Source organism: Arthrobacter sp. Y3221157, from assembly GCF_059089865.1.
The window spans coordinates 45377-54720 of sequence record NZ_JBNHFD010000017.1; the positions used below are offsets into that span (position 1 = coordinate 45377).

Annotated in this window: 6 protein-coding genes and 1 pseudogene; 4 read left to right on the forward strand and 3 right to left on the reverse strand. The window is 63.1% G+C overall.

Annotated features, from left to right (window positions below; translation table 11 throughout):
- Nucleotides 1-10 precede the first annotated feature (10 nt).
- From AC5RTT_RS07350 to AC5RTT_RS07365, 4 genes are read left to right on the forward strand one after another with little or no spacing between them, the layout of a single operon-like run.
- Nucleotides 11-1486, forward strand: a complete 1476-nt coding sequence (locus AC5RTT_RS07350; RefSeq protein ID WP_494144641.1) for a gamma-aminobutyraldehyde dehydrogenase — start codon at nucleotides 11-13, stop codon at nucleotides 1484-1486.
- Between the two features lie 3 nt (nucleotides 1487-1489).
- Complete coding sequence (locus tag AC5RTT_RS07355) at nucleotides 1490-2263, forward strand: SDR family NAD(P)-dependent oxidoreductase (RefSeq protein ID WP_494144642.1); 774 nt, start codon at nucleotides 1490-1492, stop codon at nucleotides 2261-2263.
- A complete protein-coding gene (locus AC5RTT_RS07360; protein WP_494144643.1) occupies nucleotides 2260-3009 on the forward strand; it encodes an SDR family NAD(P)-dependent oxidoreductase in 750 nt (249 codons plus the stop codon). Before AC5RTT_RS07355 ends, AC5RTT_RS07360 begins: the two co-directional genes overlap by 4 nt.
- Before the next feature lie 47 nt (nucleotides 3010-3056).
- The gene (locus tag AC5RTT_RS07365) at nucleotides 3057-3335 is read left to right on the forward strand and encodes a hypothetical protein (protein ID WP_494144644.1); all 279 of its coding nucleotides are present in this window, start codon (nucleotides 3057-3059) and stop codon (nucleotides 3333-3335) included.
- A gap of 904 nt (nucleotides 3336-4239) precedes the next feature.
- Here AC5RTT_RS07365 and AC5RTT_RS07370 read toward each other — a convergent pair.
- The 3 genes and pseudogenes from AC5RTT_RS07370 to AC5RTT_RS07380 all read right to left on the reverse strand — a co-directional run.
- Nucleotides 4240-6266: pseudogene (locus tag AC5RTT_RS07370) on the reverse strand (PhoX family protein).
- A gap of 866 nt (nucleotides 6267-7132) precedes the next feature.
- Nucleotides 7133-8908 (reverse strand): glycoside hydrolase family 3 protein, encoded by a 1776-nt coding sequence (locus AC5RTT_RS07375; protein ID WP_494144645.1) that lies wholly within the window; start codon nucleotides 8906-8908, stop codon nucleotides 7133-7135.
- The coding region (locus AC5RTT_RS07380; protein ID WP_494144646.1) for an ATP-binding cassette domain-containing protein at nucleotides 8905-9344 on the reverse strand (440 nt) is incomplete at its 5' end. The genes AC5RTT_RS07380 and AC5RTT_RS07375, both read right to left, overlap by 4 nt.

The following is a 9344-nucleotide window of genomic DNA, read 5'->3' on the forward strand; positions in this document are numbered from 1 at the left end:
AGCAGGAGCTGTGAGCCAGTTCATCAACGGCAAGATCCTCGAAGGCACCAGCGGCGCAACCGTGGACGTCATCGACCCGTCCAACGGAAGCACCGTCGCCACCATCAGCCTCGCCGGCAGCCACGACGTCAAGCTCGCCGTCCAGGCAGCGAAGGACGCCTTCCCCGCCTGGTCACGGGCCACCCCGGCCGAGCGATCGGCTGTGCTGACCAAGTTCGCGGAACTGATGGCAGAACGGGCCGAAGAATTTGCCCAGCTCGAGTCCCGCCAGGCCGGCAAGCCCATCCGCCTCACCCGCGAGTTCGACGTTCCCGGCACCATCGACAACATCGCCTTCTTCGCCGGCGCCGCCCGCAACCTCGAGGGCAAGGCCATGGGCGAATACTCGGCAGACCACACCTCCTCGATCCGGCGCGAAGCCATCGGCGTCATCGGTTCCATCTCGCCCTGGAACTACCCGCTGCAGATGGCCGCGTGGAAGATCCTTCCCGCCATTGCCGCCGGCAACACCATCGTGCTCAAGCCCGCTGAGATCACCCCGCTGACCACGCTGCTGTTCGCCGAGGTCGCTACCGAGGCAGGCATGCCCGACGGTGTCATCAATGTCCTGACCGGCCGTGGCTCCACCGTTGGCGCGGAACTGCTGCGCCACCCCGATGTGGACATGCTCTCCTTCACAGGCTCCACCGTGGTGGGCCGCACCGTCCTGGACGCCGCCGCGACAACGGCCAAGCGCGTCCACCTCGAACTCGGCGGCAAAGCACCGTTCGTGGTCTTCGAGGACGCCGACCTCGAAGCCGCCATCCACGGCGCCGTCGCCGGCAGCCTTATCAACAGCGGACAGGACTGCACCGCAGCTACCCGGGCCATCGTCCACCGCTCCGTCTACGAGGAGTTCATCGCCGGCGTCGCCGACCTGTACGCCAAGGTGAAGCTTGGTGCCACCTCCGACCCTGCTACGGACATGGGGCCCCTCGTGTCCGAGGTGCACCGCGACAAGGTAGCTGAGATGGTGGAACGGGCCCGCGGCTACGCCCGCGTGCTCGGCGGCGGCATCCCCGACGGCGACCTTGCCGACGGCTCCTACTACCGGCCCACCCTGGTAGCCGACGCGACCCCGGACAGCGAAATCTTCCGCGACGAAGTCTTCGGCCCCGTCCTGGCGGTTACCCCCTTTGACACCGACGACGAAGCCATCGCCCTGGCCAACGACACCCCCTACGGCCTGGCCGCCTCCGCCTGGACCAAGGACATCTACCGTGCCCTGCGCGCCACCCGCGAAATCCGCGCAGGAGCAGTCTGGGTCAACGACCACATCCCGATCATCTCTGAAATGCCCCACGGCGGCATGAAGGAGTCCGGCTTCGGCAAAGACATGTCCACCTACTCCTTCGACGAATACACCGTGGTCAAGCACGTCATGTTCGACCTGACCGGCGAAAAGGCCAAGGCCTGGCACCGCACCATCTTCTCGCTGGAGAGCTAGGGGATGGCCACGACGGGACTCACCTCCCGCTTCCACCGCAAGACAGCGCTGGTCACCGGGGCGGGTGGCGGAATTGGTTCCGCCACCAGCCGCCGGCTGGCCGCCGAAGGCGCCCATGTTATCGTGGCTGACGCCAACCAGGTGGCGGCCAAGGAAGTCGCTGAAGCACTCGTCGGGGAGGGCCTTTCAGCCGCCCCGCTGGTCTTTGACCTCCTGGACCCGGAAGCGGCTGCTGCCGCCGTGCAGCAGGTCATTACAGCACACGGCCGATTGGACGTTCTGGTCAACAACGCCGGCATCAACCGGCGCGGGGACCTGCTGTCCCTGACGGAGAACGACTGGGACGTGTCCTTTGCCGTCAACGTGGACGCGTTGTTTTACCTGTGCCGGGCGGTACTTCCGCACATGATCGACTCCGGCGGGGGGTCCATCGTCAATACGGCATCGCAATGGGGCCTGTACCCGGCACCAGGGCACATTGCCTACAACGTGTCCAAGGCCGCCGTCGTCGCCTTCACCAAGAACCTGGCCCGCGACTACGCCCCGCACAACATCCGGGTCAATGCCGTCGCCCCGGGCGAGATCCACACAGCCATGCTCGAAGCGGGCCTGTCCCGGAACGGCCGGACGGTCGCCGACCTGGACGCGCTCGTGCCCTTCGGGCGCATCGGCAAGCCGGAAGAAGTCGCAGCACTCGTGGCATTCCTCGCCTCGGATGAGGCGCCCTATATCTGCGGCTCGGTTGTCGAAATTACCGGCGCGCAGGCCGTCGCATGAGCGCCGGAATGCTTGCCGGGAAGACCGTCCTGGTCACGGGAGCGTCACGCGGCATTGGCCGTGCGACCGCCGTCGCGCTTCACTGCGAAGGCGCGCACGTGATCCTGCACTACGGAAACGACAAAGACTCCGCCCAAGCCACGGCGGACAGACTCGGGGACCGTGTAAAGCTCGTCCAGGGCGACCTTCTAAACCCGACAGAGCGCGTGCAGGTTTGGGCCGAGGCGGCTCGATGGCGGGACGGCGTCGACGTCCTGGTGAACAACGCAGGCGCCTGGCTGGCATCGGAAATCGATGACGATGCCGCGTGGCAGCACGGCTGGCAGGCCAACTACGAACTAAACCTCCTGGCTCCCGCCGACCTGTGCCGGCAGTCGATCCTTGGATTCCGAAAGCGGGGCGGCGGAATCATCATCAACATCACCAGCCGCTCCGCTCACCGAGGCGACGACGCCGAACACCTCGCCTACGGCGCAGCAAAGGGCGGACTCCTGGCCCTCACCAAGGGCATCGCACGGGGCTACGGCAAGGACAACGTCCTCGCGTACGCCGTCGCTCCCGGATGGGTGGCAACCGATATCTCCGCGCACATCTCCCCCGACGACCCCATGCTCCAAACGCTCCCACTGGGCGAAGTCACACCACCAGAGGACATCGCCGAGATGATCGCCTTCCTCGCATCGGGCCGATCCCGACACACTACCGGCGCCACCATCGACATCACCGGCGCCGACTACGTCCGCTAACCAACCACCACCACAATCCAGGCCAACACCGAAAGGACGACCCGCCAATGGACCTGAGACGCATCACCGACTGGACCCTCCTCCCCGGAGCCACCATCGAAATCCGGCACCAAGGCAGCCCCGTCTGCAGCGGCCATGTGGACGCCGTCACTGACGACGGAAAGATCCTATGGCTCCGTCCCCCAGCGCAGAACCGGAGGCTGTTCGAAAAAGCTGAGTTCTACGAGGCCTGGGCAACAGAGGACCGCGAAGGCTTTCACTACGAAATAACAAAAGCTCTCTACGAGCCGGCCCCGCCGAAGCAGAAACTGTCATCGGAGCCCTAAATCCATGCTGGCTCTTGGGCCACGCACAATCCACGTTGCATAGACTCAAGAAACGAAAACGCCTAGGGGAGGTCGTATGGAACCAGTGAGATTCATTGATCCGTTTGCCGCGAGGAGCGCCCCGCAATAGCCCGGCCCACGGGCGTGCCGCGCATTCCTGCTCCTCCCACCAATTGAGCAGGTCTCAAGCCTTGCCTTCCCGAGGCCGTGAACGCGAGGTGCAACAACTTATCCACGATCTCGCCGTCCTCACGGCTAAAAACGATCCGCTGTCCCAGTTGCCAGCGAAAGGGCAACCGCCCTCCGCGGATCATGGCAACGAGTAACAACCTCCCTCCTCGAACGCGTCGAACCAAAAGGCAAGGCAGTTCGTCTCCTTAAGGCACACCCCAGCCTGACACAAGGGGCCTTGTTTGAATCTCCGAGATAAGGCTCCAATCCGAGTCCACTGAGAGGCTGGGTCCCGCCGCCGCCCACACTCAGGGACAATTCTCATGGGTTATCCACCGCTCCTGCTGCCGGGAGCTAGTCCAGGGGCTCCCATTATCCAGCCGTGGATAACCCGAATTGACCCCAGCTGTGGATGGAACAGAGTCACACAGCGCAGCTGGTCCGAGCCTCGCCAGGTTGACGGAATATCCACTATCGGCACTCGAGATTTGGCGGGTGAGGGCTACAAAAGAACTGCCACGGATCTGCCAAAACACCCGCTCACACGAAGGTACCGACCGGGGACCTGATGCTGACAGTTCAGGATGGGTAACAGTCCTACGTTCGGAAGCCTCACTGGCGTGCTTATGTTCCTGGCACTGCGTCTGCGACCCGTGCCCGACTTTCTAGCTCCCGCGTTCCGGCCCGAGGTGCCCTTATCAGGTGCCACGGGCCGAGCCGCGTCCCTGGGAGGCTAACCGTCCATGCGGTACACCTGGATGACCGAGGGGCGAGGCATCCGGAAGGCTCCCGCTGGTGGCATTTCACCGTCCGGAACGTAATCCGGGAAGAGCGAGAGCGGCGCTTCGTAGCTGCCTTCCTCCCCTGGGTGCTGCACGGAGACGAAGATGCGGCGTTCCTCGTCGTGGATGATGGGTCCACACGTCTCGGCACCGCGGGGCACCGAAAGGAATTGTTCCACTTTCCCGCGGTCCGGCCCGTCGAGGGTTACCTTGAATAGGCCATCGTTATAGCCGATCGATTTGGCGGCGCCATCAGTGGACACCCACAGAGGTTGCCTGCCGAATCGAAGGCTAGGTTGTCCGGACAGGAAATCGGCGAAACCTGGTCCGCCGGGAAGCCTGAGAAGTACGCTGTGGGGTCTTTAGCGGGATCGCCAGCAACCAGCAACAGGTTCCAGGTGAACGTGGTGGAGGTCTGATCCCCGTTGTCTTCGGTGATCTCCACGATGTGGCCGTTGCGGTTGAGCAGGCGTGGGTTGACCTCGGTGGCCCCTTCCTTGCCTGCCTTGCCGCGGTCGGAGTTGTTGGTGCAGGCCACGTAGATCTTTCCCGTGACCGGGTGCGGCTGGACGTCTTCGGGCCGGTCCATTTTCGTGGCACCGGCCCGGTCGGCAGCCAGGCGGGTATAGACCAGCACTTCCTCCAGGCTCATGCCCGGGATCGCGGACTCGCCGTCTACGACGAGCGGCAGCCAGCGGCCCGTGCCGTCGAAGGAACCGTCTCCAGGGACCTCGCCGCTGCCGTCGATTTCAGGGCCGGAGTTGCCGGAGAACTCCGCCACATACAGGTTGCCCTGATGCAGCAGCGTCATGTTGTGCGCCCGGTTGCCCTCAACATAGACGTCATCGGAGACGAACTTGTAGAGGTATTCGAAGCGTTCGTCATCTCCGGAGTACGCCACTGCCTGGCCGTTGGCAGCGATCCGGACGTTGGCGCCTTCGTGCTTGATTCGACCTAGTGAGGTGTGCTTCTTAGGAGTCGACGTTGGATCGTAGGGGTCAACTTCGACGATCCAACCAAAGTGGTTCGCTTGGTTCTCGTGGCCAGGCTGGCGGGTGTCCCAGCGCGGCTGGTCCAGCTCCCAGCCCGACGGGCTGGGGGTGTCTCTCAGCCCGTACCGCAGGTCACCTTCGGACGTTCCGCCGGCACGGAAGCAGAAGTGGAAGTTCTCCTCCCCGGAGAGGACCGTGCCCCAGGGAGTAGTCCCACCGGAGCAGTTGCCCAGCGTGCCACGCGCACTAAGACCGGATGGGTCATCCACCGTGCGAAGCAGCGGTGATCCCGCGGCCGGACCGGTAAAAAGGTACTCGGTTTCAATGAGGAAGCGGCGGTTGCGGGGAGCGCCCTGGATGTAGCTCCAGGGCTCGTTCTTGTTCTTCCGCTTGAGCTCCACCACGGAAAGCCCAACCGCTGCCCGGGCGACGGCGCGGGTGCGTGCGGGCTCCGCAGTCAGCTCCGCGGCAGGGAACATGAGTTCTGGATTGACGTATTCGTGATTGGCAAACAGCAGCGAGTGCCTGCCCTTGCTGCCGGCCAGGGGCAGAATGTCCGAATAGTCATTGTTGTAGCCGAACTGCCGGGCCTGGGACTCCGGCGTCTGATCGTGCGGATCGAAATCAGGGGCATCGGCAAAGAGCGGCTCTCCCCAACGTACGATGGGGCGCCAGGTGTAGCCGGTCGGCACGGATACCCCGTCGACCGTGTCGCCAACTGGCGCAATCGGTTCGAAGACCAGCTTGGAACGACCGGGGGCCGTTACCGCTGGGGCCAAGGCCTGAGCGCGTCCGGGGCCTGTGAGCGCTAGCGTCAGGGCTCCTGTGAGCCCCAGCCCCAGTACGGCCCGCCTCGAGATCGCGCCCTCGACGACCTCGCGGAAGTAGCCGTTGGAACTTGTGTTGCAGAGGGGGCCTGCGCAGGCGTTGCCGCATTTCAGTGCGCAGGTTACAGGGCTGCGCTTACCGCGGACGTGTTCGGCCATAGGCAGGTGGATCCGCCGCTTTCCTTCAGACACTATTCCTCCTCGAATAGTCAATGTCGACGGTTCAGCGCCGTCGTTGGAGACCCTGGAATTCTTTCCCGAGAACATCTCGGCTCCTTTGCTCACGTTTTTGTCCCCCGAGGTTCACCCGCCAGGGATCGCCGCCACAACGTTGCTCTCAACGTGAGAGCGATTTTCTGCTGGAGCCCCCCTCCTCGTCGGCACCCTCGAAGTCCTCTGGGGCAAAGCAGACCGGTACAGGCAGATAAAACCTTCAGGGCCAAAAGGACTCAGAAAAAAGACCGGATCCGCGTCCGGCGAAGAACACATACAGATTGCCGACGCAGTTATTCGAGTCCGGGAAGTCAGCTGGCAAAACATTGCGCCCGGGACGGCCAAAATGACTTCCTGCTCGAATGGCCATGCGATGGAGTGCATCGCCGGACGCCAAGGAGCCGGATACGTATGGTTCGAGCGCATCGTCCTCGTTCACGCGGACCGGACTGAATATCCACCTGCCCCGAAAGGTCTGACACAAGGCGCGCAGCCCAATGAGGGCTGCGCGCCCTTTCCCTGCCATGTCCCTGACTAACAGGCACTGCAGTCGCAAATCCTTCGTCCATCGCCATGCTTAGCGGTGGATAGCACCCACTATCCCCGTTCGAGGTCTAAGTCCCCACCGGAATGGGCCGACGCATACGCAACAGCCATGCTTAGCGGCTTGAAAGGAGCGGCTAGAGGCTGCGGCAGCTGCCTTCCGCATCCGTAATACATATCCTTACCGCCACAACGCCTCCCTTTAATGGAAGGTGGTGCTCTGCGGAACGCTTGGACGAGGAGCTCACGGGTGGCTTCGCTCATGGTGTTCATGCCCGGACCGCGTTCAGGTCCAGGCCCCAACCGATGGGAAACAGAGGGTCCTTGGTGTCAGAGGGCACATCGGGACGGCTCGCTGTAACGGCGTCCATGCTGCGAGGCAGTTCGAAAGGAAGTTTGCCCAGCGGCTGGACCTTGCCGGTGATGGCGTCCATGACGGCTTCGTCTGACGCACCGTAGTCGGCTACGACGGCGGAGGCAAATTCGGCGATGGGTGTGAGGATTGCGGGGCGGGTTAGGGTAACGATGAAGATAAGCGGAACCTTTTGCGCCACGGAACGCATTCTGTCAATAAATTCCGGTGCGAACTCGAGGGTGCCTTGTTCCATGGCATCTTCCAGGAAGTAGGCATCGCGCTTTTCGTAGGGTGCGTGGGCCCTGACAACGGCGATGGTCGCGTCTTCCAGGGGCGCTTCCGTCCAGCCGTCCGGGAGTGCTGTGGGGTCGAAATTCGACAAGAAGACGCGATGCGGCCTGGTGGCCGGAAGAGGTGCCACGCCGTCGACGTCTTTATTGGTCAGCACGGTAAGGGACTTGGATTGGGCGGACCTGCCCAGGATGATCTGCTCGGGAGTGCCGAATTGCTGCGGTCGGGGGGCCTGGCTGGATGCCATGATGCCCAGGTTGTTCATCAGGGTAAGGTGACGGCGGGCGGATGAATTGATTCGTTCTTCGTCCAGCTCATCGGCTTGGACGAGCGAAGTGACGAGACTGGTGTCGCTTTCACCGCCGAACTGGTCGACGCCAGCTTCGAGAAGCTTTTTGACACGTTGGTGGCGGTTCAGGTGTTCCACGCCCCAGGCGCGGGCCGGGAAGGGTTTGCCGAAAACGGTCGCGTCGGTGATGAGGCCGAAGTCGCTGAGGATGATCCCGTCGAATCCGAGTTCCTCGCGGAGCAGCGTGGTGAGGATTTGTCGGTTGAAGGCGAAGCCAACTTCCTCGACGGGTTCACCGTTGAGAGTCAGTCCTACCGGCATGCCGTAGTAGGGCATGATCGCTGCCGTGCCGGCGTCGATCGCGGCTTCGAAGGGGAGCAGGTGGTCGCGCAGTCGGCCGCCCGGGTAGACCTGCTCGCGTCCGTACGGGAAGTGCGGGTCCTCGCCGTCGAGTTGGGGACCGCCTCCCGGGAAGTGCTTTGTCGTTGCCGCGATGCTGGTTGGTCCCAGGGTGGGGCCCTGCAGGCCCTCGAGGTAGGCCCGGAGGAGGGTCGCTGTGAGATGGGGGTCGGCACCGAATGTCTGGGCTTGACGTGCCCAGCGCGGTTCCGTGGCCAGGTCGACTTGGGGGTGAAGCGCCATGCGGATGCCCATGGCGAGGTAGTCCTGGCGCACGATGTCGGCGAAGGCACGGACAGTTTCGGGATCACGCATCGCGCCTAAACCGATCGGTTCCGGCCATTGGGAAACACCGGAAGCACTGTGGCTGGCGCCCTCGTTCTGGATGAATGAGTGCCTCGGGTCCGTTGAGAAGATAATCGGCAACCTGGAGCCCGTGGAGGTTGCCAGGTTCTGCAGTTCCTGGAAAACAGTGTGGGCGTTGGCCGGGGAAGGCATTGTTCCGAGGCAGAAGTAGCGGATGCCCTTGTCGACGATTTGCTCCCTTAATGACTCTCCGTTCAGCGGAGAGGGGGCGTCGAGATCAAGTTCGTCGTCAATCAACACGATGGGCTGGTACAGCAGTCCGGTTTTTTCTTCCAGGGTGAGATTGGCGAGGGTGTCTTCGATGCTGGACTTTTCGATGGTCCTGGGAGGGTTAGGGGTGTTCATGCGTTGATCCGGTTTCTTTCGTTGCTGTCTTTTTGGATGGCTGCTGCCCGCGCCTGCCGGCGTTCGGCTTGGCGTTTGGGATTGGCTACGGGGGCTGCCAGAAGGAGGCGTTGGGTGTAGGGGTGTTCGGGTGCGGTGGTGACTTTGGCCGCTTCACCGGTTTCGACTATTTGTCCGCCGTACATCACGGCGACCCTGTGGCTGAGGACCCTGACGACGCTGAGGTCGTGGGAGATGAACAGCAGGGCGACGTTTGTTTCTTTCTGTACGTCCAGGAGCAGTTCCATTACCTTGGCCTGGGTCGTCAGATCGAGGGCGGAAACAGGTTCGTCGCATACGATGAGTTTTGGTGACAGCGCAAGTGCCCGTGCGATGGCTACCCGCTGTCGTTGTCCTCCGCTGAATTCTCTGGGGTACCGCTGGAGTGCATCGGCGG

What these genes read in the sequence shown, in the direction of transcription:
- AC5RTT_RS07375 (WP_494144645.1), bottom strand. Translation starts at nt 8,908, where the DNA reads ATGAACACCCCTAACCCTCCCAGGACCATCGAAAAGTCCAGCATCGAA.
- AC5RTT_RS07365 (WP_494144644.1), top strand. Translation starts at nt 3,057, where the DNA reads ATGGACCTGAGACGCATCACCGACTGGACCCTCCTCCCCGGAGCCACC.
- AC5RTT_RS07355 (WP_494144642.1), top strand. Translation starts at nt 1,490, where the DNA reads ATGGCCACGACGGGACTCACCTCCCGCTTCCACCGCAAGACAGCGCTG.
- AC5RTT_RS07360 (WP_494144643.1), top strand. Translation starts at nt 2,260, where the DNA reads ATGAGCGCCGGAATGCTTGCCGGGAAGACCGTCCTGGTCACGGGAGCG.